21 protein-coding genes are annotated in these 26488 nt (G+C 66.8%); 10 read left to right on the top strand and 11 right to left on the bottom strand.

Annotated elements, in window-relative coordinates:
- The first annotated feature begins 43 nt into the window (after positions 1-43).
- Positions 44-385 carry a type II toxin-antitoxin system prevent-host-death family antitoxin gene (locus WDC87_RS02900; protein ID WP_057496078.1) on the top strand — a complete coding sequence of 114 codons (342 nt, stop codon included), beginning with the start codon at positions 44-46 and terminating at the stop codon, positions 383-385.
- Between the two features lie 3 nt (positions 386-388).
- Positions 389-1018 (top strand): hypothetical protein, encoded by a 630-nt coding sequence (locus WDC87_RS02895; RefSeq protein ID WP_072168825.1) that lies wholly within the window; start codon positions 389-391, stop codon positions 1016-1018.
- A gap of 72 nt (positions 1019-1090) precedes the next feature.
- Here WDC87_RS02895 and proP read toward each other — a convergent pair whose 3' ends face one another.
- The gene (proP, locus tag WDC87_RS02890; RefSeq protein WP_252744386.1) at positions 1091-2581 is read right to left on the bottom strand and encodes a glycine betaine/L-proline transporter ProP; all 1491 of its coding nucleotides are present in this window, start codon (positions 2579-2581) and stop codon (positions 1091-1093) included.
- 558 nt (positions 2582-3139) lie between these two features.
- Between proP and WDC87_RS02885 the strand changes: the two genes are divergently transcribed.
- Both WDC87_RS02885 and WDC87_RS02880 read left to right on the top strand, forming a co-directional pair.
- Positions 3140-3556 (top strand): host attachment family protein, encoded by a 417-nt coding sequence (locus tag WDC87_RS02885; RefSeq protein WP_111200942.1) that lies wholly within the window; start codon positions 3140-3142, stop codon positions 3554-3556.
- A 5-nt stretch (positions 3557-3561) separates the two neighbouring features.
- Positions 3562-3885, top strand: a complete 324-nt coding sequence (locus tag WDC87_RS02880) for a thioredoxin family protein (protein ID WP_072168822.1) — start codon at positions 3562-3564, stop codon at positions 3883-3885.
- A 59-nt stretch (positions 3886-3944) separates the two neighbouring features.
- Here the strand turns inward: WDC87_RS02880 and WDC87_RS02875 are convergent, their stop codons facing one another.
- The 4 genes from WDC87_RS02875 to WDC87_RS02860 all read right to left on the bottom strand — a co-directional run bounded on the left by WDC87_RS02875 (position 3945) and on the right by WDC87_RS02860 (position 11227).
- Positions 3945-4190, bottom strand: coding sequence for a hypothetical protein (locus tag WDC87_RS02875; protein ID WP_088496249.1), 246 nt, complete (start codon positions 4188-4190; stop codon positions 3945-3947).
- 417 nt (positions 4191-4607) lie between these two features.
- A complete protein-coding gene (locus WDC87_RS02870) occupies positions 4608-7016 on the bottom strand; it encodes an autotransporter outer membrane beta-barrel domain-containing protein (RefSeq protein WP_289852630.1) in 2409 nt (802 codons plus the stop codon).
- Positions 7017-7112: 96 nt separating this feature from the next.
- Complete coding sequence (locus WDC87_RS02865) at positions 7113-9449, bottom strand: autotransporter outer membrane beta-barrel domain-containing protein (RefSeq protein WP_336331276.1); 2337 nt, start codon at positions 9447-9449, stop codon at positions 7113-7115.
- Positions 9450-9544: 95 nt separating this feature from the next.
- Positions 9545-11227: an autotransporter outer membrane beta-barrel domain-containing protein gene (locus WDC87_RS02860; protein WP_336331275.1), complete on the bottom strand. Its 1683-nt coding sequence runs from the start codon at positions 11225-11227 to the stop codon at positions 9545-9547.
- 3 nt (positions 11228-11230) lie between these two features.
- On the opposite strand from WDC87_RS02860, the gene WDC87_RS02855 reads away from it, so the two are divergent.
- Complete coding sequence (locus tag WDC87_RS02855) at positions 11231-11620, top strand: hypothetical protein (RefSeq protein WP_146260233.1); 390 nt, start codon at positions 11231-11233, stop codon at positions 11618-11620.
- A gap of 619 nt (positions 11621-12239) precedes the next feature.
- Positions 12240-14585: a GH92 family glycosyl hydrolase gene (locus WDC87_RS02850; protein ID WP_227836774.1), complete on the top strand. Its 2346-nt coding sequence runs from the start codon at positions 12240-12242 to the stop codon at positions 14583-14585.
- Between the two features lie 139 nt (positions 14586-14724).
- Here the strand turns inward: WDC87_RS02850 and WDC87_RS02845 are convergent, their stop codons facing one another.
- Together WDC87_RS02845 and WDC87_RS02840 are read right to left on the bottom strand one after the other, a co-directional pair.
- Positions 14725-16098: a sensor histidine kinase gene (locus WDC87_RS02845; protein WP_088496253.1), complete on the bottom strand. Its 1374-nt coding sequence runs from the start codon at positions 16096-16098 to the stop codon at positions 14725-14727.
- Positions 16091-16765, bottom strand: coding sequence for a response regulator (locus tag WDC87_RS02840; protein ID WP_088496254.1), 675 nt, complete (start codon positions 16763-16765; stop codon positions 16091-16093). Before WDC87_RS02840 ends, WDC87_RS02845 begins: the two co-directional genes overlap by 8 nt.
- 62 nt (positions 16766-16827) lie before the next feature.
- On the opposite strand from WDC87_RS02840, the gene WDC87_RS02835 reads away from it, so the two are divergent.
- Genes WDC87_RS02835 through WDC87_RS02825 form a run of 3 tightly spaced genes read left to right on the top strand, consistent with a single transcriptional unit; the run spans position 16828 to position 22318 of the window.
- Positions 16828-18075, top strand: coding sequence for a TolC family protein (locus WDC87_RS02835; protein ID WP_289852686.1), 1248 nt, complete (start codon positions 16828-16830; stop codon positions 18073-18075).
- Positions 18072-19244: an efflux RND transporter periplasmic adaptor subunit gene (locus tag WDC87_RS02830; RefSeq protein ID WP_111007781.1), complete on the top strand. Its 1173-nt coding sequence runs from the start codon at positions 18072-18074 to the stop codon at positions 19242-19244. Before WDC87_RS02835 ends, WDC87_RS02830 begins: the two co-directional genes overlap by 4 nt.
- Complete coding sequence (locus WDC87_RS02825; protein WP_252745036.1) at positions 19241-22318, top strand: CusA/CzcA family heavy metal efflux RND transporter; 3078 nt, start codon at positions 19241-19243, stop codon at positions 22316-22318. Before WDC87_RS02830 ends, WDC87_RS02825 begins: the two co-directional genes overlap by 4 nt.
- 117 nt (positions 22319-22435) lie before the next feature.
- On the opposite strand, the gene WDC87_RS02820 is transcribed toward WDC87_RS02825, so the two are convergent.
- Positions 22436-23179, bottom strand: a complete 744-nt coding sequence (locus tag WDC87_RS02820; RefSeq protein ID WP_072168811.1) for an SDR family oxidoreductase — start codon at positions 23177-23179, stop codon at positions 22436-22438.
- A 105-nt stretch (positions 23180-23284) separates the two neighbouring features.
- On the opposite strand from WDC87_RS02820, the gene WDC87_RS02815 reads away from it, so the two are divergent.
- Positions 23285-24238, top strand: coding sequence for a LysR family transcriptional regulator (locus tag WDC87_RS02815; RefSeq protein WP_252745035.1), 954 nt, complete (start codon positions 23285-23287; stop codon positions 24236-24238).
- Between the two features lie 19 nt (positions 24239-24257).
- Here the strand turns inward: WDC87_RS02815 and WDC87_RS02810 are convergent, their stop codons facing one another.
- The 3 genes from WDC87_RS02810 to WDC87_RS02800 are packed head-to-tail and all read right to left on the bottom strand — an operon-like array spanning position 24258 to position 26483.
- Positions 24258-24581: an adenylate cyclase gene (locus tag WDC87_RS02810; RefSeq protein ID WP_252745034.1), complete on the bottom strand. Its 324-nt coding sequence runs from the start codon at positions 24579-24581 to the stop codon at positions 24258-24260.
- Complete coding sequence (locus tag WDC87_RS02805) at positions 24578-25516, bottom strand: cyclase family protein (protein ID WP_252745033.1); 939 nt, start codon at positions 25514-25516, stop codon at positions 24578-24580. The genes WDC87_RS02810 and WDC87_RS02805 overlap by 4 nt, the downstream gene beginning before the upstream one ends.
- 19 nt (positions 25517-25535) lie before the next feature.
- Positions 25536-26483, bottom strand: a complete 948-nt coding sequence (locus tag WDC87_RS02800) for a TIGR03571 family LLM class oxidoreductase (RefSeq protein ID WP_252745032.1) — start codon at positions 26481-26483, stop codon at positions 25536-25538.
- Positions 26484-26488: the final 5 nt, after the last annotated feature.

Below are 26488 nucleotides of genomic sequence, written 5' to 3'. Positions count from 1 at the left end.
ATTGGGTATAGTGTCGCTTATCCACCCCGCCTGGAGCCGTGTGATGACCCTGCCGCTGGATCTGCCTGGCCTCGAGAAGGCCCCGGCCTCGTCGGTGAAGACCCGGGGCTGGCCGAGCCTGATGCGCACCGTGCGCGAAAAGCAGGCGCTGGTCATCACCAACCACAATCACCCCGAAGCGGTGATCGTGGATATCCGCACCTACCAGGAGCTGCTGGCCAAGGCTGCCGGCGGCGATGCCGATGAGCGCAGCGAGGAACTGCTGCGCCTGCGCAGCGAGTTCGACCAGACCCTGGCCGGGCTGCAGCGCGGAGAAGGGCTGGGCAAGGTACTGGGCCAGCCGATCCGGCGCGGCCGCAAAGTCACCCTCGGCCGTCCGCTCTGATCGATGGGACGCATCCTGGCGCTGGCCGGCGTCAATGGCGCCGGCAAGAGTTCGCTGCTGGGCACCTGGCTGGACGCCGAAGGACTGAGCTGGTTCAACCCGGACTCGTTCACCCGTCGCCTGGTCGACGCCGGCTGGCCGCTGCCGGAGGCCAACGCGGAGGCATGGCAGGAAGGCACCCGCCGCCTGCGCCAGGCCATGGCTGATGGCACCGACTTCGCCTTCGAGACCACACTCGGCGGCAATACCATTCCGCACCTGCTGCGTGAGGCCTGCGAACGGCATCAGGTGGCGATCTGGTTCTGTGGGCTGGCCGATGTCGAGCTGCACATCGCCCGTGTTGCGGCGCGGGTGGCCGCTGGCGGCCACGATATTCCGGTGGAGAGGATCCGCGCGCGTTTCGATTCCGCGCGCGCGAACCTGCTGGAGCTGCTGCCACACCTGGCCGAGCTGCATGTCTACGACAACAGCGCACCGGCCGACGCGCAGGGCTGCGTGGTGCCGCTGCCGGTACTGGCCATGGCTGCAGGCGAACTGCAGTACCCCATTGCGGTAGCCGACCTGCTGCACACGCCCGGCTGGGCCAAGCCCATCGTGATGCGCGCGATGGAATTGAACAGTCCGCGCGATTGAGGGCGCGTGCGTTGTAGAGCCGAGCCCATGCTCGGCTGATTCCCCGAAGGGCAGCCGAGCGCGTGCTCTGCTCTACAACGCAGGCTTCACCTGCTCGGGGTCTGCAACGTCCGGCAGCGGTGGCAGGGTCCGGTCCACGGTCACCGGTGCATCGCTCAGCAGCAGCGCAGCGGCTTCCTTCCTGCAGCCGACGGCCGGCGGTGAACCGCGCAGCGGCAGGCCGGCGGTCTCCTTCACGAACAGCATGGTCACCAGGCCGATCACTGCCGCGCCCATCAGGTAATAGGCCGGCACCAGCGGGTCGCCGGTACGCTCCACCAGCCACGCGGTCACCAGCGGCGTGGTGCCACCGAACAGCGACACCGACACATTGAAGGCGATCGACAGCGCGCTGTAGCGCACCGGGGTGTAGAACAGTGCCGGCAGCGTGGACGGCATCGAGCTGGTGAAGCACACCAGCGCCAGCCCCAGCAGCATCAGGCCGAGGAAGATCAGCCCGTCGTTGCCGCTGCCGACCAGCAGCAGGCACGGCACCGCCAGCACCAGCAGTGCGATGCAGGCACCGATGATCATCGGGCGGCGGCCCAGCTTGTCACTGAACACTCCGCCGACGATGTTCAGCGGCATCATCACCAGCATCACGATGATGATCAGCAGCAGGCCCTTGCTCTCGGCATAGCCCATGGTGACGCTGAGGTAGCTGGGCATGTAGGTCAGCAGCATGTAGTCGGTCACGTTGAACACCAGCACCAGGCCCATACATACCAGCAGCTGGCGACCGTGCACCTGGAACAGCGCGCCCAGCCCGGGACGATCGTGCTCGCGCTTCTCGGCTTCCTCGGCGAAGGCGCGGAAAGCCGGGGTTTCCTCCAGTTTCATGCGCATGTACAGGCCGAGCAGGCCCAGCGGACCGGCTACCAGGAACGGAATGCGCCAGCCCCAGTCCAGCATCTGCTCGCTGCTCAGCAGCATGTGCAGCGCGGTGACAGTACCGGCGCCGGCGATGTAGCCGCCCAGCGTGCCGAACTCCAGCCAGCTGCCCATCAGGCCGCGGTTGCGGTCGGTGGAATACTCGGCGATGAAGGTGGCCGCGCCGCCGTACTCGCCACCGGTGGAGAAGCCCTGCACCACGCGCGCCAGCAGCAACAGCACCGGCGCCCAGATGCCGATGCGCTCGTAGGCGGGAATCAGGCCGATCGAAAAGGTGCCCAGCGCCATCAGGATCATGGTGAACGCCAGCACTTTCTGGCGGCCGTAGCGATCACCCAGCGGCCCGAACACCAGGCCGCCCAAGGGGCGCACCAGGAACGCCACGGTGAAGGTAGCGAACGCGGCGATCACCTGCGCGGTGGGATTGCTGGAGGGGAAGAACACCTGGCCGATGGTGACCGCCAGATAGCCGTAGACACCGAAGTCGAACCACTCCATGGCATTGCCGAGTGCGGCCGCGCCGACGGCGCGCTTGAGCATGGGCTTGTCGACGACGGTGATCTCATCGACCTTCAGGTGGCGGCGGCGTTTGAACCAGCCGAAGTGGGCGTGTGCATCGGGGGTGTCCTGCATGGGGACTCCTTGTTTGGTAAATACAGTGCGGGATAGACGGTGTGATGTGTCCCGAGAAACGGAAACGGCGATGCAGACGCAGGTGGCGCAGGGGCATCGGGGGCAGGGAGAATGTGCGCAGGCACGACGCCACGCGCACGTCAACGTACCGCCGTAACGGTGGACATGCGGAAACAGACCGCTGCAGCCGCGCAATCAGCGGCCAGCGGTCACGTCAGCGTGGGAATGCAGGCAGAGCGCCTGCGGGCGTCATCCGCCGGGATCCAGCGCGAGGCGATGGAAGGGCAGGGCGGGAGCCATCGTGGCAAGCGAAGCGCCGGTCGGCAGTGCTTCCCACGTAACAGGTGCGCCCGTCACGTAGTGGGTCGTGTCGATCATCGGTTCATGATAACGGCATCGGTGTGAGCGTGCGGAGAAGCGTGCTGATCTGCACGCTGTGTTCCATGGCGCCTGTTCATCCGCAACGCATGCGATGACACGCGTTGAACGAACCCTGGCCGCAGCGCTCACGCAGTGCTGTCTACGGTAGTGCCGAACGCAATCGAGAAGGAGCATCGCATGACCCGTCGCATTCCCGAAGGCACGCTGATCATCGTCGCCGATGGTGGTTCGGCCCGCGTGTTCACCAACGTTGGCGACGAAAATCAGCTGACGTTGAAGCAGGAAGGCGAACTGCGCCTGCAGGACATCAGCGAGCAGGGTATCTCAGGTCAGGGGCCGGCCGGTGCGGTGCCGAAGGACATGTCCATTTCTCAGCTCAACGAAGCGACGTTCGCCAAGCAGGTGGCTGAGCAGCTCAACGAAGATGCCTTGAATAATCGCTATGCACACCTGGTACTGGTGGCAGACCCGACCACGCTGGGCCGTATCCGCCCGCTGCTGCACAAGGAGGTCCAGGCGCGCCTGCTGGGCGATATTGCCAAGGATCTGACCAATTCACCGGTGGAGGACATCCAGAAGGCCTTGGCGGGGTAACGACCATGCCGTTCATGCGTGACTACCCGGCGGCGGAGCCCGCCGGCGCGGACGTGGAAGCTCAGGCGGGCTGGCTGCTGCTCGAGTTCGGTGCACCCTGGTGTGGCCATTGCCAGGGCGCGCAGCCCACACTCCAGGCGTTTGTGGACGCCCATGATCTGGTGCATTGGAAGATCGAAGATGGCAAGGGAAAGCCACTGGGGCGTGCTTTCAAGGTAAAACTGTGGCCCACAGTGGTGCTGCTGCATGACGGCCAGGAAGTGGCGCGGGTGGTGAGGCCGGTCGACAGCGCCGACCTCGCCACGTTGCGGAGCGCGTTGCCGGGTTGAGGGCAGCAGTCGCTGCCTGCGGCCCGCACGGCGACGAGCAGGCTTGGCTGCATTGCGGTCTAGTGATAGGTCACCTTTTCCGCTTCCGCGCGCAACTTCTGCAGCAGGCAACGCCCATGCTGGCTCAGCATGACCATCGCATTGGCGATCTGCTTGGCGTCGTAGCCCATCGGCGCGGGAGGTTTCGGCTCGGGGCCGTATTGCTCGCCGATGAGGATGGCCATGCCTTCGGCGCTGTTGAGTGCGTGTTCGATGCGCTGGAACAGCGACTCCATGGCCGGGCTGAGCGGGCGTGGGTGTTTCATGCGGAAACTCCTTGGGTGCGAGGTCCACCGCAAGGGTGGCGGGCGGTGCGAGGTTGGAACTTCGGCTGAGCTACGAGAAAAGCCGGAGGGCCATGCGGCCGCCGCGCAGCGCCCGCCGTAGATACGAGGGGCTATCTCTGTCCTTCTTTTCGGGGGTTCCAATCCCGGCAGCGGGATGTCCGCTGCAGCGCCATCCTGTACGCATCACGACGTGAAACGCTCATTGATGGTGTCTGCCGAACGGGCAGAATCGAAAGGTCACATCACTCACCGTTGTAGATCCCGGCAAACAAGTGTCGGGCACGACAATCCCTGTCGTGCCCTTCATGCCGTGGCCGCGAACCCCAGCCCGACAGTCACACCTTCCGCCTTGATATCAACCCGCAACCGAATCGACCGCGGGCTGAAGGCGGCCGATTACCAGCTGTAACTGACACCCACCTGCGCACTGGTCTGGTGAAAGCCGCTGGCCCGCTGCAGCGACAGGCCGCCCCAGGCACCGACGCCGTTGGCAAACTTCACCGATGCGCCGCCGCTGAACTCGCCACGACTGCGCGGCACGCGTGCATCGGCGATCTCGTCATCCATGCGGATCTGCGATTCGGCGCGGGTGTGCAGCCAGTTGGCGGTCAGGTACGGCTGCACTTCCGCCGCGCCGTTGCCCGGGCGGGTTACGCCGGACAGGCGCAGGCCCGCGCGGCCGAACAGGCCATTGGCATTCTCGGTGCTCACCACCGTGCCGTTGGCCTCGGTGTGGCGGTTGCTGTCCCAGCGGCTGTAGCCCATCTGCAGCTGCGGCTCCAGGTAGATGCCGCCGTTGCTGGCACCGCCCACACGGAACGCGTAGCCGGTTTCCACCGCACCCTGCCAGGCACGGCTGTCGTAGCGTTCCGCGTCCAGGCCGATGCCTTCCACGCGATTGCGGAACTGCGCACGCTGCACCGAGCCATCCACGTAGAAGCCTGCATACGGGTCGACACCGTTGCCGCCACGCCAGGTGCCGTAGAGGCCCAGCGCCTCGCCCTTCACCTTGCCGCGGGCGTAGTAGCCGGTCAGTTCATTTGTCGAGGTGCTGCTGGCGTTGCCGCTGGACAGCATCACGCCCACGCTGCTGCCCGAATCGTGACGCCACAGATCAGCACCGACGGTCAGTGCCTGGCTGTTGCCACGGATGTCGAGCTGGCGGCTGACGGCATCGAAGCCGTTACGCGAGCCGTCCACGCGTGCCCAGGTGCGGCCGGCATTCTGGCCGGCGTGGCGATCGTGGTAGCCGACGCGGAACATGCTCTGCGCCGCCTGCAGGTTGGCCAGGTAGGCGCCTGGCTCGGGGCGCAGCACCGGTTCCGGATCGACCGGACCCACGGGATCGACGGGATCGACGGGATCGACGGGATCCACGGGATCTACTGGATCGACCGGATCGACTGGCCGGCATTCCGGCAAGTCGGGGTTCGCCACGCACGGGTCAGGCACGGTCGGCAGCTGCGAACGCAGGTACCAGTTGCCATCGGTGCCGGTGCCCTTGTGCAGGAAGTACTCGTACTGACCGCCCACCGCGCGGCCGGAGAGGTTGAACCGGCCGTTGGAGGTGCCACCGATCTGGATCAGTTCGATGCCCTTGTCGGTCTGCGCACCTGCGCCGCCGACATTGTTGACGCGCACGTTGGCCGTACCGCTGGTGTCACCGCCGATGATCAGCTTGTCGGTGGCGGCACTGTCGCCGGCCAACACGGTGTTGAAGATGATCGTGCCACCGGCGCCGCTGAAGTTGCCGGCCACGTTGAGGCTGTGGAAGGCGGAGCCGTCGCCGAGCGCGATCTCGCCGCCGCTGCCCAGCGACACCGAGCCGGTGCTGCTGCTGCCGGTGAGCTGCCAACGGGCATTGTCCACCGCCATCGACGTGATGTTCTCGGTGGCACCACGCAGCGAGGCGTTATTGGTCAGGCCGACATCGACGATGCTGCCAGCGGTGTTGATGATGTTGCCGGAGAGGTTGGAGTCGTCGACGGTGAAGCCAACGGTGGCAGCGGCCGCAGTGACTTCCAGCAGGTTGCCGTTGCTGCCGATCAGCTGCGCGCCGTTGCGGGCGGTGAAGCGGACGTCGGAGTCTGGGATGCGCGCCAATGTGGGTGCGGGGACAATCAGTGCGGCACCTGCGTTGCCTTCCACCCTGGAGGCGTCGATGACCACCGTGGAGGCGATGGGGCTGGTGGAACTTCCTACGGCGTAGATGCCGTTCTGTGCGCCAGTTACCACGCTTCCGTTGCCCACGTGAATGTCTGAGCCCTCGAAAGCGACGATGCCGTTGCCGGCCAGTGCCGGATCTGCAGTGCTGACCAGCTGGCCGATGACTTGCGTACGGTCCAGATTCAGCACAGCGCGCCGCCTGAATGTTTCGCCTATCACGCTGATGCCGGCCCCTTGGCCGGTGATCTGGCTGTTGCTGATGTTGGCTACGGGGTTTGGACGTCCCTGCGAGCTGGCGTAGGTAAGCTCCACGCCGCGTCCACCCGTGTTGTTTACCGTCGACTGGGTGAGCGTGAGTACGCTGTTTGCGACGCGGATTGCGGTGGAGTTTACTGCTGATGCAGACACCTCGGCACCTGAAAGCGTCGCCGTGGACTGGGCATGTGCGTCGATGCCGAGTGTCTTTCCGCCGGGATTGACGATCAGCCGGGCATTGATGAGTAACCACGCCTCTGGCAAGTCTCCCGGTTGCACGGTTGCGGACTGCCCAGGGTTCAGCGATCCGGCATGCAGCGGAGCTGCCATGGCAAGATAGCTGGTCACAGCCAGTGCGAGGAAACGGCGAACAGCGATCTTCATGGAAAGTCTCCTTCGACCCTCCGTCCCAGCGGCCTACGAAAGTTCATGTGGATTGGCTGGGAGGCGCCAGCCTGGCCGCCTCCCATGCGCAAGGCTTTACCAGCTGTAACTGACACCCACCTGCGCACTGGTCTGGTGATAGCCGCTGGCCTTCTGCAGCGACATCCCGCCCCAGGCACCGACGCCGTTGGCAAACTTCACCGATGCGCCGCCGCTGAACTCGCCACGGCTGCGCGGCACGCGTGCATCGGCGATCTCGTCATCCATGCGGATCTGCGATTCGGCGCGGGTGTGCAGCCAGTTGGCGGTCAGGTACGGCTGCACTTCCGCCGCGCCGTTGCCCGGGCGGGTTACACCGGACAGGCGCAGGCCCGCGCGGCCGAACAGGCCATTGGCATTCTCGGTGCTCACCACCGTGCCGTTGGCCTCGGTGTGGCGGTTGCTGTCCCAGCGGCTGTAGCCCACCTGCAGCTGCGGCTCCAGGTAGATGCCGCCGTTGCTGGCACCGCCTACACGGAACGCGTAGCCGGTTTCCACCGCACCCTGCCAGGCACGGCTGTCGTAGCGTTCCGCGTCCAGGCCGATGCCTTCCACGCGATTGCGGAACTGCGCACGCTGCACCGAGCCATCCACGTAGAAGCCTGCATAGGGGTCGGCACCGTTGCCGCCGCGCCAGGTGCCGTAGAGGCCCAGCGCGTCGCCCTTTACCTTGCCGCGGGCGTAGTAGCCGGTCAGTTCATTGGTGGAGGTGCTGCTGGCGTTGCCGGTGGACAGCATCACGCCCACGCTGCTGCCCGAATCGTGACGCCACAGATCAGCACCGACGGTCAGTGCCTGGCTGTTGCCACGGATGTCGAGCTGGCGGCTGACGGCATCGAAGCCGTTACGCGAGCCATCCACGCGGGCCCAGGCGCGGCCGGAGTTCTGGCCCGCGTTGCGGTCGTGGTAGCCCAGGCGGAACATCGTCTGCGCGGCCTGCAGGTTGGCCAGATAGGCGCCGGGTTCGGGGCGCAGCACCGGTTCCGGATTGACCGGATCCACGGGATCCACAGGGTCGACCGGCGGGCATTGCGGCAAGCCGGGGTTGGCCTCGCAGGGGTCAGGAACCGTCGGCAGCTGGGAACGCAGGTACCAGTTGCCGTCGACGCCAGTGCCCTTGTGCAGGAAGTACTCGTACTGACCGCCCACTGCGCGGCCGGAGAGGTTGAACTGGCCGTTGGAGGTGCCACCCACTTGGATCAGTTCGATGCCCTTGTCGGTCTGAGCACCGGCACCGCCGACGTTGTTGACGCGCACATTGGCAGTGCCGCTGGTGTCACCGCCGATGATCAGCTTGTCGGTGGCGGCATTGTCGCCGGCCAGTACGGTGTTGAAGATGATCGTGCCATCGGCGCCGCTGAAGTTGCCGGCTACGTTCAGGGTGTGGAAGGCGGAGCCGTCGCCGAGGGACACGGTGCCGTTACCGAGGCTTAGTGCACCAACCGTGGAGTTTCCGGTCATGTTCCAGGTGGCAGAGTCCAATGTGGCGCTGGTGACATTCGTCATGACACCGTTCAACACGGCGCCATTGGACAGCTTGGCGTGCAGCTGCGAGGTGGCGTCGGCACGAAGCGTACCCTGCAGTTGCGACGCGCCGGCGTTCAGATTCAGAGTGCCGCCATCGACGGCTTCAGCAATCACGCCATTGCCGCCGCTGACGGCGCTGCCGTTGAGAATGTTGATCGTGGTAGGAGCGATCGACCCGGCGCCGCTGACCACGATGCCCGAGCCATTTCGGCCGGAGACGCGTGACTTGTCGATGGTGAGGACGTTGTCACTGATCGGACTGGTGGGGGTTCCCCCAATGTCCTTCACAACGATGCCGTTTTCATCGCCCGTGACGGAAGAACCGTTGGTGATGCTGACATTTGAATTGGAGAAGACTGCCAGACCGGACGAGATTTCGGGTGGAAGGAGGCCGGCTCCGATGCCGGTTCCATCAATCGTTGTGTTGCTCAGCGCCAGCACGCCACCCTGAACATAGCTTCCTATTCCTTGGCCGACGATGCTCGAACCAGTGACAGTTGCAGTGCCTGCAGCGCCACCAGAGAAGCCATTGGTTACAGCCAATCCCGCAGCGCGGCTGTTCTGTATCCGGGTGCCGGTGATCGTCGCGCTGGAGGAGGCGATCTGGACGGCGGCAAACGACTGGCTGGCGATGACTGCTGCCCCCGTCATGGCGAGCGTGGACCCCTCACTGATGCCTACGGATGTGGCGGCGCTGCCGGTGTTGAACGTCAGCGTGGCGTCCTGGGCCGTCCAGCTCTCAACAGGGTCGCCAGCATTCACAGTGGCCGACTGGCCGGGGCCCAGAGTTCCGGCCTGGGCGGTCGATGCGAGGGTGATGCCGGTGGCTATGGCCATGGCAAGGGAATGACGAACAACGATCTTCATGAAAGGTCTCCTGCGAGCCTCAATCCGAGCGGCTCACGAAAGGCTATGTGGATTTTCTGGGAGGCGCCAGCCTGGCTGCCTCTCATGCGCAAGGCTTACCAGCTGTAACTGACACCCACCTGCGCACTGGTCTGGTGATAGCCGCTGGCCCGCTGCAGCGACAGGCCGCCCCAGGCACCGACGCCGTTGGCAAACTTCACCGATGCGCCGCCGCTGAACTCGCCACGGCTGCGCGGCACGCGTGCATCGGCGATCTCGTCATCCATGCGGATCTGCGATTCGGCGCGGGTGTGCAGCCAGTTGGCGGTCAGGTACGGCTGCACCTCGGCGGTCCCGTTGCCCCAGCGGGTCACGCCGGACAGGCGCAGGCCCGCGCGGCCGAACAGGCCATTGGCATTCTCGGTGCTCACCACCGTGCCGTTGGCCTCGGTGTGGCGGTTGCTGTCCCAGCGGCTGTAGCCCACCTGCAGCTGCGGCTCCAGGTAGATGCCGCCGTTGCTGGCACCGCCTACACGGAACGCGTAGCCGGTTTCCACCGCACCCTGCCAGGCACGGCTGTCGTAGCGTTCCGCGTCCAGGCCGATGCCTTCCACGCGATTGCGGAACTGCGCGCGCTGCACCGAGCCGTCCACATAGAAGCCTGCATACGGGTCGGCACCGTTGCCGCCGCGCCAGGTGCCGTAGATGCCCAGCGCTTCGCCCTTCACCTTGCCGCGGGCGTAGTAGCCGGTCAGCGCGTTGGTGGAGGTGCTGGTGGCGTTGCCGGTGGACAGCATCACGCCCACGCTGCTGCCCGAATCGTGACGCCACAGATCAGCACCGACGGTCAGTGCCTGGCTGTTGCCACGGATGTCGAGCTGGCGGCTGACGGCATCGAAGCCGTTACGCGAGCCATCCACGCGGGCCCAGGCGCGGCCGGAGTTCTGGCCGGCGTTGCGGTCGTGGTAGCCCAGGCGGAACATCGTCTGCGCGGCCTGCAGGTTGGCCAGGTAGGCGCCGGGTTCGGGGCGCAGCACCGGTTCCGGATCGACCGGATCCACGGGATCCACGGGATCCACGGGATCCACAGGGTCGACCGGCGGGCATTGCGGCAAGCCGGGGTTGGGCTCGCAGGGGTCAGGAACCGTCGGCAGCTGGGAACGCAGGTACCAGTTGCCATCAGCGCCGGTACCCTTGTGCAGGAAGTACTCGTACTGACCGCCCACTGCGCGGCCGGAGAGGTTGAACTGGCCGTTGGAGGTGCCGCCCACTTGCATCAGTTCGATGCCCTTGTCCGTCTGAGCACCGGCACCGCCGACGTTGTTGACGCGCACATTGGCAGTGCCGCTGGTGTCACCGCCAATGATCAGCTTGTCGGTGGCGGCGTTGTCGCCGGCCAATACGGTGTTGAAGATGATCGTGCCATCGGCGCCGCTGAAGTTGCCGGCTACGTTCAGGGTGTGGAAGGCGGAGCCGTCGCCGAGGGACACGGTGCCGTTGCCGAGGCTTAGCGCACCGACCGTGGAGTTTCCGGTCATGTTCCAGGTGGCAGAGTCCAGTGACACGCGAGTGACGTCGGTCATCGCGCCGGTGATGCTGGCGCCGTTCGAGAGTGCGACGTTCACAGTGCCCCCGGCAGCGTTAACGATGCCACCGGTCGCGCTCGAGGCATCGAGGTTCAGGTCGATCTCTGCGTCTGCATCCTCGACCAGAAGCGCGGTGCCGCTGCCACCGACCAGCTGGCTGCCGTTGCGGAAATTGAACGTCGCCAGGACAGAAGGCCTGCTACCAAAGCGCACAACATGAATGCCTGCGCCGCTGCGGCCTTCAACACGCGAAGCGTCTATCTCAACATTGGCTCTATCACCTGGTGCGGCCATTTGAAAGTTCGCATTGATGCCCGAATCATCACCAATGATGGTGCTTCCATTCCGGGCAAGCAGGTGGGCCGGGTCGGCCAACAGGAATCCAATACCGCGGTCAAAAGCGCCGTTGGAGTTGAACACGCCTTCGAGTCGGCTTGCGTCCAGCGTCAGATCGGCACCCTGCGTAGCACTACCACCGATGCCGGCACCTACCAGTGTGGTGCGTTCGACGACTGCGACGGAGCTGCCGGAAGTGCCACCGGAGGTAATCAGACTCAGGGCACGGCCGGCGGTGTTCCGGACGGTGCTGTCGCTCAACGAGAGTGAGCTGTTGTTCAGATTGATCCGCCCATCAATGGACACGCTGTTCGCCGTGACGCTGGATGTCCCTCGGGCATCGATGTCCAGGAGGCGTGCTCCTGGATTGCCTGTCAGCTGTGCGCCGTCGAGTGACCAGGACTCCGGGGCATCCCCAGCATTCACTGTGGCCGACTGGCCAGGGCCCAGAGTTCCGGCCTGGGCGGTGGATGCGAGGGTGATGCCGGTGGCTATGGCCATGGCAAGGGAACGACGAACTGCGATCTTCATGGCGGTACTCCTACGGGGTATCAAACTTCGGGAAACGGGCCGCATCACTTCGTTGGCGTGAATGAAACGCTGTGATGGCGTGAGGATGAAGTGATTCCGGCGCACTTTCCGGCCCGGCTGGTGCAAAGTGCAATAGCGGTCGCATTGCGACCGGGAATGCCGCAGGGCACCTTTTTCGCCCCGCTTTTCGGCTTTGGCGACAGTGTGGTGAGCGCCACGGCATCGAACCATGCAATTAGTTGCATAGGAAATCGGACAGCTTTTGTCGCCTTTAGATCCATTCAGTTGCGCCGCAACATGCGGCACCTGAAGCCCGGTGCTAGCATCCGGTCAACATCTTGAATCGATCCAAACGCCGATGCCCACGCTGGACCGTCGTCTCCTGATCGCTTTCGCCGCGACCGCCGTGCTTGCCTCCGGGGCGGCGCTGGCGGTCCCGTCGAAATCCGCCGCCGAACGCGCCTACGCCGCCGTCGATCCCTTCATCGGAACCGGTGGCGAGGGCCACACCTATCCCGGCGCCACGGTGCCGTTCGGCATGGTCCAGCTCAGCCCGGACACGCGCATCCAGCCGCGCGAGAAGGCCTATGGCTGGGCGGCGGGCTACCGTTACGACGACAGCAGCATCGTCGGTTTCTCGCATACGCATTTTTCCGGCACCGGTCATTCGGACCTGGGCGACATCCTGCTGATGCCGTTCACCGGCACTCCCGGCCTGGAGCGTGGCGATCCGGAGAAGCCGGGCAGCGGCTATGCCTCGCGGTTCCGCCACGCTGACGAGAAGGCCGAGCCGGGCTACTACGCGGTCACCCTGGACGACTACAGGGTGCGTGCCGAGCTGACCACCAGTACCCGCGTGGGCGTGCATCGCTATGCCTTCCCCAAGGGTACCGACGCCAAGGTGCTGCTGGACATGCGTACCAGCATGTACGACTACCCGGGCAAGGTGCTGTGGTCGCGGGTACGGGTGCGCGCCGACGGCACGGTCACGGGCTTCCGCGAAACCCGCGGCTGGGCGCCGGGCCGCCAGCTGTATTTCGCGATGCGTTTCTCGCGCCCGCTGGCCGGGCACGAGCTGCACAACACCGAGCAGGACATCGTCTACAAGGGCTTCCCGCCGCCGGGTGAGAAGGATCCCGCGCAGCGCGCCCAGATCGAGGGCCGACAGCTGGTCGGCACGTTCGCATTCGGCAAGCTGGATGCACCGCTGGTGGTGAAGGTGGCGATCTCGCCGGTCAGTGAAGCCGGCGCCATCGCCAACCTCGACGCCGAAGTGGCCGACTTCGATTTCGACCGCGTGCGTGCGCAGGCAAAGCAGGAGTGGACGCAGGCGCTGTCGGTACTCGATATCGACGCCCCCGAGCATGCGCGGCGCAGTGCCTATACCGCGCTGTACCACACCCTGCTGGGGCCGACGCTGTTCATGGATGCCGATGGCCAGTACCGCGGGCCGGACAATGCCGTGCACAAGGCCGAGGGCTACACGAACTATTCCACGTTCTCGCTGTGGGACACCTACCGTGCGCTGCACCCGTTGCTGACGCTGGTGCAGCCGGAGAAGCGCAACAGCGACTTCGTCAATTCCATGCTTGCCCACCATGAGCACAGCCCGTACGGCATGCTGCCGGTATGGTCGTTCCATGGCCTGGAAGACTGGTGCATGATCGGCTACCACGCCGTGCCGGTGATCGCCGATGTCTACGTGAAGGGCATTCGTGGCTTCGACGCCGACAAGGCGCTGAAGGCAATGGTCGAGACCGCCAATTACGGTCCCTATGACGGCATCGCGCAGTACCGCGAGCTGGGCTACGTGCCGATCGACGAGGAGGGCGAAGCAGCCAGCAAGACGCTGGAATACGCCTTCGACGACTGGACCATCGCACGCATGGCGCAGGCCATGGGCAAGGCCGATATCGCGGCGACCTTCGACAAGCGCGCAGGCAACTGGCGCAATGCCTTCGACAAGGACACCGGCTTCATGCGCGCACGCAAGCGCGACGGCAGTTTCCGCACGCCCTTCGACCCCAGCGCCAGCGGCTACGGCACCGACTATACCGAGGGCAACGCATGGCAGTATTCGTGGTACGTGCCGCAGGACGTCGCCGGGTTGGCGGCCGCGCACGGTGGCAGCGACAAGCTGCTCGCGCGCCTGGACGAGGTGTTCAACGCCAAGGTGGATCCGTCGATCTTCGAGCACATGGAAGACATCACCGGCCTGATCGGCTGGTATGCCCACGGCAATGAGCCCAGCCACCACGTGGCCTACCTGTATTCGTATGCCGGCCAGCCGTGGCGCACGCAGGCGCGCCTGAAGCAGATCATGGATACCCAGTACGCCGACCGCCCGGATGGCCTGGCCGGCAACGATGATGTCGGCCAGATGTCGGCGTGGTACGTGTTCACCGCGCTGGGCTTCTATCCAGTGGCCCCGGGCTCGGGCGAGTACATCCTTGGCCGTCCGTTCCTGCCGAAGACCGCGATGCGCCTGCCCAACGGCAAGACGTTCACCATCGTGGCCGAGGGGCTGGATGACGCGCACACGTACGTGGGCAGCGTGACGTTGAACGGCAAGCCGCTGCAGCGTACCTTCCTGCGCCACGACGAGATCCTGGCCGGCGGCGAACTGCGCTTCAGCATGCAGGCCGAGCCGAACAAGGACTGGCCGGGGCAGGGCGCGCAGGCGCCGTATTCGATGAGCCAGTGACGATTGGTAGGTGCCGACCTTGGTTGGCACGCTTCACGGGTGACCAGGAACCTGTAGAGCCGAGCCCACGCTCGGCTCAGGCATCGTGCCAGGAGCAGCCGAGCATGGGCTCGGCTCTACAAGGGCAATTCAACAACGCTCAGCGGAACCGCAGCCCCACGCGCGCGCCACCGAGCGGCGCCGTTTCGATCTTCAACATCGCACCATGCCGTTGCGCGATCTCGGCCACGATCGCCAGCCCCAGCCCGCAGCCGTCCCCCTCGCTGCTGGCCCGGTAGAAGCGTTCTGTGACGCGCGCGCGTTCGGCTTCGGCGATGCCGGCGCCGTCATCGTCCACCCAGACCTGCACGCCGTCGGTTTCCTGCCGAACGCCCAGGGTGATCACACCGGGCGCCGCGCCGTAGCGCAGCGCGTTGTCCAGCAGGTTACCCAGCGCCTCGCGCAGCAGCTGCGGATCGCCCTGTATATGCACGCCGTCGTCGGGTCCGTCGTATCCCAGGTCCACGCCTGCAGCCAACGCACGGTCGGCGTAGCGCTCGACCACGCCCCGCGCCAGCGCGGCCAGATCCGGCGGCTGCAGCGGCAGTGCGCTGCCCTGTGGATCTTCCGAGCGGCTGAGCATCAGCAGTTGGTTGACCAGGTGCTGCAGCCGCGCCAACCCAGCCAGCGTGCCGGACAGCGCGAGCTGCTGGGTCTGCGGATCCTGTTGCCGCAATGAACTCTCCAGCTCCACCTGCATCGCAGCAAGCGGCGTGCGCAGCTGGTGCGCGGCGTTGCTGACGAAGCGCCGTTGCGCGGCTTGCATGGCGTCCAGTCGCTGCAGCAGGGCGTTGTAGGCCTCCACCGCCGGCCACAGTTCGCGCGGCGCCTCCTGCGCCGGCTCCAGTGGCGCCAGCGGGTCGGGGCGTGGGCTGGCCAACCGCCGTGCCACCTGGTTGGCGTGGCGTGCAGCCGCGCCGGTCCCGGACCAGGCCAGCCAGGCCGCGAGGGCGAGGATCGCGGCCTGGAACGGAATGCTGGTCAGCAGCAGCTTGCGCTCCAGGCGGTGGCGCTTGCGCAGCGTCTCGGCCACGCGCAGGCGGATATCGTGGCCCGGCCCGGCGCTGACCACGACTTCGACCATGCGCACCGGCTGCCCACGCAGGCGCGCGTCGTAGTAGACGGCATCGTTGCTGCCGGCAGCGATCGCGGGGCGGGGCAGCGCTTCGGGCAGGTCGCCATACAGGCGCCCGCCCGCGGCGTCGACCACTTCGCCATGCACTTCGTCAGCGGTGTCCCAGGTGAACATGCGCGACACCGCAGGCGTGATCTCGATCGAGGCACGCCCGTCCTGCACCTTCACCAGCTCGGACAACGACATCGCCGAGTCCAGCAGCCAGCGGTCATAGACCTGGCCGGCATAGAACCGGGCCAGCGCGAATGAACCGACTGCGCTGCACAGCAGCAGCACCAGCAGTGGCAGCCACAGGCGGCGCAGCAGCAGGCCACGCAGGCTGTGCACGCGCTCAGTCACGCCCGGCCTCCAGCCGGTATCCAAGTCCACGCAGCATGCGGATGCCGACGCCGGCGCGCGCCTGTTCCAGCTTGCGGCGCAGGCGGCTGACATGCACCTCGATCACCGACAGGTTGGCCTCGTGGTCCCAGCTGTACAGCGCATCGAACAAGCGCTGCTTGGTGACGGTGCGACCGGGATGTTGCATCAGTGCCTCGACCAGCGACAGCTCGCGCGCGGTCAACTCGATGCGCTGGCCTTCAACCTGCACTTCATTGCGGATGCTGTCGAAGCACAACCGGCCCAATCGCTTCTGAGCCGGTGCATCGCTGCGGCGGCGCGACAGTGCACGCAGGCGGGCTTCCAGCTCACCGAGTGCGAACGGCTTGGCCAGGTAATCGTCGCCACCGCGGTCGAGGCCGAGGATGCGGTCCTCCACACCATCGCGTGCGGTCAGGATCAGCACCGGCAGGGTGGCGCCGTCGTTGCGCAGGCGCGAGAGCAGGTCCAGACCATCGACGTCGGGCAATGAAAGGTCGAGCACCATCACGTCATATGGCGCGCTGGCCAGTGCAGCGGGTGCATGCAGCCCGCGCGAGAGGTGGTCGCACAGATGACCCGCGCCCTGCAGGGCACGGATCAGTCCATCGGCCAGGGCGGCGTCGTCTTCGATCAGCAGGATTCGCATTGCAAGCTTCGTGCAAGGTTGGGGCAAGATTGGCGCAAGTGCGTCACCTTACCGTGACGCGCATGAATTTCTCCCCTTGCCTTGCGGCTGTGTTGGCCGCCCTCCTGTGCGCACCTGCGGCGTCGGCACTGTCCCTGCAGGAGGCGCAGCGCGCCATGGAAGCACACAACCCGGACCTGCGTGTGGCGGCACTGGCGCTGCGTGGCGTGCAGGGCGACGCGCAGACGGCGGCGCTGCGTCCAGCGACCGAGCTGTCGATCGGCACCAGCAAGCTCAGCCCCAGGCACGGCGTCGGCCCGGGCCGCTGGCAGGACAAGCGGATGGACAGCACCGTGGGCCTGGGCTGGACCTGGGAACGCGGTGGCAAGCGCGCCCTGCGCATTCGCCAGGCCGATGCGCTGCTGGAAGTGGCCCGTCTGGAGATGCTCGATACCCGGCGCCGCCAGCAAGTGGCGCTGCATGAAACCTATTTCGGCCTGAAGGGCGCGCAGGAGCGGGCGCAGATCGCCGACGCCAACCGCCAGAGTTCGGCCGAGCAGATGGCGGCGGCGGACAAGCAGGTCGCGACAGGGGCGATGGCACCGGTGGATCGCGCGCGGCTGGCGGTGGACGATCTCGCCGTAGCCGACGCGGCGCGCGAGGCGGCCCTGGATCTGCGCGATGCACGGCATGCGCTGGGGCTGCTGCTCGGCCGTGACGACAGCGGTGACCTGAGCGCTGATGAGCCCTGGCCCGACCCCGCAGCTGTTGACGCAACGGGCGCGTTCGATCCGCAGCAGCGTGCCGATCTGCGTGCGGCGCGTTCGCGCCTGGCCGCGGCGGATGCCGGTGTGGCACTGGCGCGCAGCGAGCGCTATCGCGACATCCAGTTGGGCGTGGAAGCCGAACGCGAGCCGACCGACATCAGCGGTGTGACCTGGGGCGTGTCGTTGACCATCCCGCTCGGCGGCCCGTCACGTGCACGCGGCACGATGCAGCGTGCCGAGGCCGACCGTGATAGTGCCGCGCTGGAACTGCAGGTGCTGCAGCGCGAAGCGCGCGCCGAACTTGACCTGCTGCAGGCCAGCGTGCAGTCCGCCGCGCAGCGCCGCAGCGACTACGAAGGACTGCAGTCCGACGCCGCGCGCAAGGCGGTGCAGGGCATCGAACTGGCCTACCGGCGCGGCGCCGCCAGCCTGACCGACCTGCTGGATGCGCGCCGTAGCTGGCGCGACTTCGAGGGCGCACTGATCGAAGCACGCGTCAACCATGCCATTGCCCTGGCGCGCTGGGAAGCGGCCACATCCGTTGCTGAAGGAGAGTCTCGATGAAGTTCATCGTCGTTTGTCGCCCGCAGGCGCGACATGCCGTGCTGCCGGCCTTGCTGGCGCTGGCCCTGCTGGGCGGCTGCGGCCGCGAGCCGGCGTCGTATACCGAGGACGCGCCGCAGGTCAGTGCCGGCCAGGTCCAGTTTCCAGCCGGCAGCCGCCAGCTGGACGTGCTGCGCAGCGAGGCGGTGACCGCCGGCGCAAGCGCCAGCCTGCAGCTGCCGGGCCGGGTGGTCTGGGACGAGACACGCTCCAGTGCACTGCGCACGCCGTTGCCGGGTCAGGTGGCGCGCATCGAGGCGCAGCCGGGGCAGAAAGTGAAGGCCGGCCAGGTGATTGCCTGGATCACCTCGCCCGAGTTCGGCCAGGCCCAGGCCCACAGCGTGCGTGGCCGCGCCGAGCTGCAGCGGGCCCGCCGGGAACTGGACCGTACCCGCGAGCTGCATGCCGCGGGTGTGGCGTCGGGCCGTGAACTGGACGAGGCCGAGGCCAACTTCGCGGGCAGCCAGGCCGATCATGCGCGCGCGAATGCATTCGCCCGGGCCTATGGCAATGGCCAGCGCGTGGACCAGCGCCTGCCGCTGCGCGCCCCCATCGATGGCGTGCTGGTGGAGCGGCGGATGAACCCGGGCATGTCGGTCAGTCCCGACAGCGAGCAGCCATTGGCAGTGATCGGCGATCCGGACCGCCTGTGGCTGCTGCTGGATGTTCCTGAAAGCCTGGCAGGGCGGTTGAAGGCCGGCATGCAGGTGAGCGTGCCCGGCGCCGATGGCCAGCCGCTGCAGGCGACCCTGCAGCACGTGGATGACTTCGTCGACAGTGAGCGCCGCGTGGTGCAGGCGCGTGCCGAGCTGGACAACCGCGCACGTGGCTTCAAGGCCGGGCAGTACGTACGCGCCCAGGTGGCGTTGCCGTCCGAGGGCGGTGTCTCGCTGCCCGACGCCGCGGTGTTGCTGATCGACGGAAAGCAGGTGGTGTTCGTGGAGGAAGGCAAGGGCCGCTTCGTGCGCCACGCGGTGCACGCCGAGGAGCTGGGTGACGGCCGCCTGTGGGTGCGTGAAGGCCTGGCGCGGGGCAGCAGAGTGGTCGTCGAGGGTGGCCTGCTGCTGCAACAGCTGGTGGACAGCGCGCCGGCAGCCGTCAGCACCGGCACGGGGCGCGCCGCCCCATGATCGATCGCCTGATTGCCTATTGCCTGCGCCAGCCGCTGATGGTGATGCTGGCGTTGCTGCTGTTCATCGGCGCTGGCATCGCCGCGTTCCGCGTGCTGCCGGTGGAAGCCTTCCCGGATGTGTCCGACACCCAGGTGACGGTGGTGTCGCTGCACCCGGGCCGTGCCGCCGAAGAGGTGGAGCGTGAGGTGACGATGCCGCTGGAAGTGGCGCTGTCCGGCATTCCGCATTCGGTGCGGGTGTTCTCGCATACGCAGTTCGGCCTGTCGATGATCATCCTGACCTTCGACGACAAGGCCGATGACTACTTCGCACGCCAGCAGGTGCTGGAGCGCCTGCAGGGCGTGGAGCTGCCGGAAGGGGTGACCCCGGAGCTGGAGGCGATGAGCTCGGCGGTGGGCGAGATCTACCGCTATGTGCTGAAAGGCCCGCACCTGACCCCGACCCAGCTGCGCACCGTGCAGGAATGGACGATGGAGCGTAGCCTGCGCACCGTTCCTGGAGTGGCCGATGTGATCAGCTTCGGTGGCTTTGCGCGCACCTTCCAGGTCAAGCCGGACCTGGACAAGCTGCGTGACCGCGGCATCAGCCTCGGTGAGTTCGCCGAGGCGCTGGAGAAGGGGAGTTCGAACGCGGGCGGCGGCTATGTGGAACGCGGCCAGCAGCAGTTCCTGATCCGTGGTGTGGGCCTGATGCGTTCGCCGGCCGACATTGGCAACGTGGTGGTGGCGCAGCGCGGTGGCACGCCAATCCTGGTGCGCGACCTTGCCGGTATCGCCGATACCGGCCTGCCCCGGCAGGGCCTGGTCGGCCACGACGACAATGACGATGCGGTGTTCGGCATGGTGCTGATGCGCAAGGGCGAGAACCCGTCCGACGTACTCGACGCCCTGCATGCGCGCATCGCCGAGATCGAGGCCAACCAGCTGCCGGCCGGGGTCAGCATCGAGCCGTTCTACGACCGCTCATGGCTGGTCTCGACCACGCTGAAAACCGTCTTCCGCAACCTGCTGGAAGGCGCCGTGCTGGTGTTCCTGGTGCTGTGGCTGTTCCTGTACAACGCCCGCGCGGCGCTGATCGTGGCGGCGATGATGCCGCTGGCACTGCTGTCGACCTTCCTCGGGCTGCACCTGTGGGGCGTACCGGCCAACCTGCTTTCGCTGGGAGCGATGGACTTCGGCATCATCATCGATGGCGCGGTGATCGTGACCGAGCACATCGTTTCGCGGCTGTCGAAGCTGCCGCCGAACGCTGACAGGAAAACGCGCTTCTCGACCGTCCTCTCGGCAGCCTCCGAAGTGGGGCGGCCGACGTTCTTCTCGATGCTGATCATCATCGCCGCGCACATCCCGATCTTCACCCTGCAGCGCCAGGAAGGCCGCATGTTCGCGCCGATGGCGTACTCGGTGACCTCGGCATTGATCGGTGCGTTGATCCTGGCGCTGACCGTAGTGCCGCTGTTCTGCTACTGGTGGTTGCGGCGCGACCGCATGCGTGATGGCAATCCACTGATGGACCGCCTGAGCGGCTGGTACAAGCCGATCCTGGAGCGGGCGCTGGCCCGCCCGCGTGCAGTGGTACTGACCGCGGTTGCGCTGCTGGTCGGCACGCTGGCACTGGGCACCCGGCTGGGTTCGGAGTTCCTGCCCGAGCTGGACGAAGGATCGATCTGGCTGACCGCCACGCTCGACCCGAGCACCAGCCTGGCCGAGGCGCAGCAGCAGTCGCGGCGCATCCGTGGGCTGGTCGGCACCTTCCCGCAGGTATCGACGGTAGTGGCCAAGCTGGGGCGTCCGGAGGACGGCTCCGACGCCAAGGGCGCCAACCAGATCGAGGCGCTGGTGGCGCTGAAACCAGAGAAGGAATGGCCGAAGGGCGTGGACAAGCGGCAGCTGGTAAGCGACCTGCAGCGCATGCTGGAGCAGCGCATTCCGGGGCCGGAGTTCTCGATCTCGCAGCCGGTGCGCGACAACATCCTGGAGAGCATCTCGCAGATCAAGGGCCAGGTGGTGATCAAGGTGAGTGGCTCGGATCTGGACGTGCTCAACCAGCAGGCGCAGGCGATCCTGGCCCAGGTGCGTGGGGTGGACGGCGTGGAAAGCGCGTTCATCGATCGCGATGGTTCGCTGCCGCAGTTGCAGATCGACATCGACCGCGACCGTGCGGCGCGCTATGGCCTGAACGTGCGCGACATCGACGAGGTGATCGAGACTGCACTGGGCGGGCGCCAGGTCGGTGAACTGTGGGAAGGTGACCGCAGGTTCCCGATCACGCTGCGCCTGGACGACGCCGACCGTGACCTGCAACGGTTGCGCACGGTCCCGGTGGGCATTGGCGATGGCCACACGGTGACGCTGTCCGACGTGGCCGAGTTCCGCATGGCCAGCGGCGCGATCAACATCTCGCGCGAGAACGCACAGCGGGTGAAGGCGGTGAGCATCTTCATCGCCGGCCGCGACATGGGCAGCGTGGTGGCTGACATGCGCAAGCGCGTGGATGCCAGCGTACAGCTGCCGGACGGCTACCGGCTGGAGTGGTCCGGCGAGTTCGAGAACCAGCAGCGTGCGATGAAGCGGCTGGGCTGGGTGATTCCGCTGTCGGTGCTGATCATCTTCGTGCTGCTGTTCGATGCCTTCAAGGACATCAGCAGCGCTGCGCTGATCCTGGCCAACGTGCCACTGGCGATGATCGGCGGCATCCTCGCCCTGTGGCTCACTGGCATCCCGCTGTCAGTGTCGGCGGCGATCGGTTTCATCGCGTTGTTCGGGCAAGCAGTGCTGAACGGCGTGGTGATGCTCAGTCGCTTCGCCCAGCTGCGCGAGCAGGGCATGGACCTGCTGCAGGCGGTGGTGCAAGGTTCGCTGCAGCGCCTGCGAACGGTGCTGATGACCGCGCTGCTGGCGATGTTCGGCCTGCTGCCGATGGCCACTTCGCATGCGATTGGTGCCGAGACGCAGAAGCCGCTGGCGGTGGTGGTGATCGGTGGCCTGCTGTCGGCGATGCTGCTGACCCTGCTGGTGCTGCCTACGCTGTACTACTGGGTGCACGGGCGTCGCGAGGCCCATGGCGCCTGACCTGCCTGTAGCGCCGAGCCCACGCCCGGCTGCTTCTGGCCTTTGCGCGAAGAGCAGCCGAGCATGGGCTCGGCTCTACAAGGGCGTCGCGCCATGCGTGGATGCCATCTGTGCGATCTACACCATTCCGCCGTTGGCGCGCAGCACCTGGCCGTTGATCCATCCGCCATCGGCACCGGCCAGGAAGGCCACCGCACCGGCGATGTCCTCTGGCGTACCCAGCCGCTCCAGAGGGCTCATCTTCGCCAGCCGCTCGATCAGTTCCGGTGACTTGCCGTCCAGGAACAGGTCGGTAGCGGTCGGGCCCGGCGCCACCGCATTCACGGTGATGTTGCGCCCGCGCAGCTCCTTGCTGAGGATCGCGCTCATGGTTTCCACTGCCGCCTTGCTGGCGGCGTACGCGCTGTAGTTCTCCAGCCGGGTGCCGACCACGCTGGTGGACAGGGTGATGATGCGGCCACTGTCGCGCACCCGGCGCGCGCTTTCGCGCAGCACATTGAAGGCGCCCTTGAGGTTGATGCCGATGACCCGCTCGAACAATGCGTCGTCGGTGTCGGCCAGCGGCGCCAGCTGCAGCACACCGGCGCTGTTGACCACCACGTCGATACCGCCGAAACGGGCTTCGATGGCATCGAACAGCTGACGCATGGCCTGCGGATCGGCGACATCGGCCTGCAATGCGATGGCCTGCGCGCCGGCTGCGCTGAGTTCGGCCGCCAAGGCTTCGGCGTCGTCGCGGCGGCCCGCATAGTTGATCGCGACCGCGTGGCCGTCGGCGGCGAGCCGGCGGGAGATGGCGGCGCCGATGCCACGGGAGCCGCCGGTAACCAGGGCGACAGAGCGGACGGGGGAGGGGGTCATGGTGGTTTCCAGTGGGCACGCCGGAGTGGCGCAGGGCCATCTTCGCGCCATTGCCCGCTCGGATAATCCTGCATAATCCGCCAACATCATCCGGATAGCCGAACAATGGACCGCTTCACGGCCATGCGAGCCTTCGTCCGTATCGTCGAGCGCCGCAGCTTCAGCCGGGCCTCCGAGGACCTCGGCCTGCCGCGGGCCACGGTGACCGACGCGATCAAGGCGCTCGAACAGCGGCTGGGCGTGCGCCTGCTGAACCGGAGCACGCGGCAGGTGGTGCCAACGCTCGAAGGCGAGGCCTTCTATGGCCGTTGCCTGCGCCTGATCGCCGACATGGATGATGCCGAGGCCGTGTTCCGTGACGCGCCGCCACGCGGCCCGTTGCGCATTGAAGTGCACGGCACGCTGGGCCGGCACCTGCTGTTTCCGCATCTGGCGGAATTCCTGCAGCGCTACCCGGAGATCGAACTGGACGTCAGCGAAGGCGACCGCTATGTCGACCTGTTGCGCGAAGGCGTGGATGCGGCGTTGCGGGTGGGGACGCTGGCCGACAGCGATCTGGCGGCGCGCCGGTTGACGATGCTGCGCGAGGTGACGGTTGCCTCGCCTGGCTACGTGCAGGCCAGGGGCGTGCCGGCCAGCATCGATGCCCTGCAGGACGGCCACCAGATGGTCGGCTACCGCTCCAGCGCCAGCGGCCAGCTGATTCCGCTGGAGTTCCAGCAGGGCGGGCAGGTGCGCTACCTGCCGTTGCCGGCGCGGGTGCGTGTGTCCGGCGCGGATGCGTTCCTCGGTGCCGCGCTGGCAGGCCTGGGCATCATCCAGGCACCTCGCTACCGGATGGACCCGTACATCGCGCGCCGGCAGCTGGTGGAGCTGCTGCCGGAGGCGCCGCCGACGCCGAGTCCGTTGAGCCTGGTCTACCCGCGCAATCGCACGCCGTCGCCGCGGTTGCGGGTGTTCATCGACTGGGTGACTGGGGTGTTCGACTCGTTCGAGGGTGCCGGCCAGCGGCCGGCACTACCGGGCCCGGTCAAACAGAGTGGGGTATTGCTTGGGTAGTGCCGGCCGCTGGCCGGCATCACAGCGCGTGCAGCGGCCCCTGCATGCGATGGAAACTCCCATCGGGGGCGGTGAACCAGGCCAGCGAACGCCCACCCACGAAGTCGTCGACATGCACCACCGTGGCGCCGTCGGCTTCCTGCCACGAAATGGCATAGATCCCGTCGCTGATCTGTTGCCACTCGCAGGCGGCTTCGCCACGTGCGCCGGCATAGGCGCCGGAGACGATGGCGTACTGCACGTGGCGACCATCGGCGCTGTAGGCATTGTCGGCCGCCAGGCCGTCATAGCAGACGCGGAAACGGCGGCCAGCGAACACGGGCAGGTCGGTGGCAGCGCTCATCGAATCGCCACCGGGTTGATGTTGACCTGGGTCGAGCCGACGTACAGCGGCTGGCCGAGTACGAACAGGAATTCCCAGGCCTTGTCGCGCACCAGGGCACGGCTGTCGATCAGCTCCAGGTTGTAGATGCCGCGCTTGGCCAGCATGTACTGGTTGACCGGAAATTCCTCGGCACCGTTCGGGTTCGGGTAGACCTCCGAGGCCCAGGTGTCGCCACCGAAGGCGACGATGCCCTGGTCGGCCAGCCACTTCGCGGCCTCCATGCCGATACCCGGTTCCACTGCCAGGAATTGCGTGTTGTCCTTGCCGATCAGTTCCAGCCAGCCGGTGTTGAACAGCACCACGTCGCCCTTGCGCAGGCTCAGGCCCTGCTTCTTCAGCACGGCCTGGATGTCGGCCACGGTGAACTCGGTGCCGCCGGGCACGATCGCCTTGCCGTAGTACGCGGTCATGTCCAGCACCACGCCGCGGGTGACCATTGGCGGCACCTTCTCGACGCCGAGCTTGCGCACGCCGTCCACGGTGACGAAGTCGGCGGCCTTGTTGCCGTTGTAGTAGACGTTGTCGATGCCGATATGGCCGATGCCGTTGAGCTGGGTGCCAACGCCGGTCCAGGCGTTCACCAGTTCATCGTTGAAGGTGAACCTGTTGGGGCCCAGCGACGTGCCGGCCTGCTGGCCGACCTGCACGTTGTACAGGCGGAAGCTGCGGTGGCGGAACGCGGGCAGGTTCTTGTCCACCGGCACCGCCAGCGGATAGGTCTTGCCGGTCCTGACCAGCGATACCGCGTGCTTGACCACGTCCGCGGTCAGCAGGTTGGCCGCGCCGATCTCGTCATTGGCACCGTAGGCAGAGGGATACCAGTCCTCGGCACTAGCCTGGAAGGACAGCGGCAGGGTGGCCAGCGCAAGGGCGGCCAGGGTCTTCATCTTCATGGCAAAGCTCCGGCAACTGTCAGGCCGTCGCGGCGGCGCCGGCATGGGCCGGGAAGCGCGGCAGCACGTACTCGGCGATTTCGTGGAAGGTTTCGGCCAACGGCCGTTCATTGCGGCGGAACTGCAGGCCGATGTGGTCGACACCGGCGGCCTGCATGGCATGCAGCTCGGCCAGCAGGGCGTTGCGGCCGCCGCGCAGGCCGAAGCGCCAGCGCTGCAGAGGGGCATCGGCATCGGGCACCAGGTCCAGATGGATGAAGCTGGCATACGGTTTGTTGCCGGCCACGGCGCGCCAGGCCGCCACGCGTTGCGCATGGTCCTGTGGCGGGCCCGGGTAGGCCAGGCAGCCGTCCATGTGCTGGCCGATCCACGCCGGTTGCTGCTGGGCCAGGCCGGCCACGAACAGCGGGAGGGCCGGGCCATCCGCGGGCAGCACATCCAGGCCCTGCGGCAGGTGCGCGGCGGCGCCTTCGCGCAACAGTGCGATCTGCTCGCGGAAGCGGCTGCCACGGCTGTCGAAGTCGCGGCCGAACAGCGGGTACTCCACCGGGCGGTCGCCACTGGCCACGCCCAGCAGCAGGCGGTCGCCGCTGAGCCGCTGCACGCTGCGCGCCGACTTCAGGGTCAGCAGCGGCTCGCGGATCGGCAGCACCACCGCACCGGTGCCCAGCAGGATCTGCTCGGTGATGCCGGCCAGGTAGCCGAGGTAGCTGAACACCTCGAACACCTGGGCCGCATCGCCGAAGGCCGGGTCGTACACCGGCACGTCGCGTACCCACAGCGCACGGAAGCCGAGGCGGTCGGCCAGCCGTGCCAGCTCCGCATGGCGCTGCAGGTCCGGTTGGCCGGGCAGGCGTCGCGCGGCGCGTCGCGCCTGTTCGCCCAGCGGCGTCCAGTCATTGTCCAGCGGTGCTTCGATGCCGATGCTGAAACCCCCGGCCTGCAGCCGCGCCAACGCACTCCCCATGGCGA

It is taken from the genome of Stenotrophomonas maltophilia group sp. Smal12 (assembly GCF_037079935.1).
Classification (GTDB): Bacteria; Pseudomonadota; Gammaproteobacteria; order Xanthomonadales; family Xanthomonadaceae; genus Stenotrophomonas; species Stenotrophomonas sepilia.
Note: the sequence above shows the minus strand (reverse complement) of the source record. Positions and strands in the feature narration are given on the sequence as shown.

Excerpts from the sequence above, each read along its gene's own strand:
- WDC87_RS02815 (WP_252745035.1), top strand. The coding sequence starts at position 23,285 with ATGGACCGCTTCACGGCCATGCGAGCCTTCGTCCGTATCGTCGAGCGC.
- WDC87_RS02805 (WP_252745033.1), bottom strand. The coding sequence starts at position 25,516 with ATGAAGATGAAGACCCTGGCCGCCCTTGCGCTGGCCACCCTGCCGCTG.
- WDC87_RS02885 (WP_111200942.1), top strand. The coding sequence starts at position 3,140 with ATGACCCGTCGCATTCCCGAAGGCACGCTGATCATCGTCGCCGATGGT.
- WDC87_RS02870 (WP_289852630.1), bottom strand. The coding sequence starts at position 7,016 with ATGAAGATCGCTGTTCGCCGTTTCCTCGCACTGGCTGTGACCAGCTAT.
- WDC87_RS02875 (WP_088496249.1), bottom strand. The coding sequence starts at position 4,190 with ATGAAACACCCACGCCCGCTCAGCCCGGCCATGGAGTCGCTGTTCCAG.
- WDC87_RS02880 (WP_072168822.1), top strand. The coding sequence starts at position 3,562 with ATGCCGTTCATGCGTGACTACCCGGCGGCGGAGCCCGCCGGCGCGGAC.
- WDC87_RS02840 (WP_088496254.1), bottom strand. The coding sequence starts at position 16,765 with ATGCGAATCCTGCTGATCGAAGACGACGCCGCCCTGGCCGATGGACTG.
- WDC87_RS02800 (WP_252745032.1), bottom strand. The coding sequence starts at position 26,483 with ATGGGGAGTGCGTTGGCGCGGCTGCAGGCCGGGGGTTTCAGCATCGGC.
- WDC87_RS02810 (WP_252745034.1), bottom strand. The coding sequence starts at position 24,581 with ATGAGCGCTGCCACCGACCTGCCCGTGTTCGCTGGCCGCCGTTTCCGC.
- WDC87_RS02855 (WP_146260233.1), top strand. The coding sequence starts at position 11,231 with ATGAATGCCTGCGCCGCTGCGGCCTTCAACACGCGAAGCGTCTATCTC.
- WDC87_RS02900 (WP_057496078.1), top strand. The coding sequence starts at position 44 with ATGACCCTGCCGCTGGATCTGCCTGGCCTCGAGAAGGCCCCGGCCTCG.
- WDC87_RS02850 (WP_227836774.1), top strand. The coding sequence starts at position 12,240 with ATGCCCACGCTGGACCGTCGTCTCCTGATCGCTTTCGCCGCGACCGCC.
- WDC87_RS02830 (WP_111007781.1), top strand. The coding sequence starts at position 18,072 with ATGAAGTTCATCGTCGTTTGTCGCCCGCAGGCGCGACATGCCGTGCTG.
- WDC87_RS02835 (WP_289852686.1), top strand. The coding sequence starts at position 16,828 with ATGAATTTCTCCCCTTGCCTTGCGGCTGTGTTGGCCGCCCTCCTGTGC.
- proP (WP_252744386.1), bottom strand. The coding sequence starts at position 2,581 with ATGCAGGACACCCCCGATGCACACGCCCACTTCGGCTGGTTCAAACGC.
- WDC87_RS02895 (WP_072168825.1), top strand. The coding sequence starts at position 389 with ATGGGACGCATCCTGGCGCTGGCCGGCGTCAATGGCGCCGGCAAGAGT.
- WDC87_RS02865 (WP_336331276.1), bottom strand. The coding sequence starts at position 9,449 with ATGAAGATCGTTGTTCGTCATTCCCTTGCCATGGCCATAGCCACCGGC.
- WDC87_RS02825 (WP_252745036.1), top strand. The coding sequence starts at position 19,241 with ATGATCGATCGCCTGATTGCCTATTGCCTGCGCCAGCCGCTGATGGTG.
- WDC87_RS02820 (WP_072168811.1), bottom strand. The coding sequence starts at position 23,179 with ATGACCCCCTCCCCCGTCCGCTCTGTCGCCCTGGTTACCGGCGGCTCC.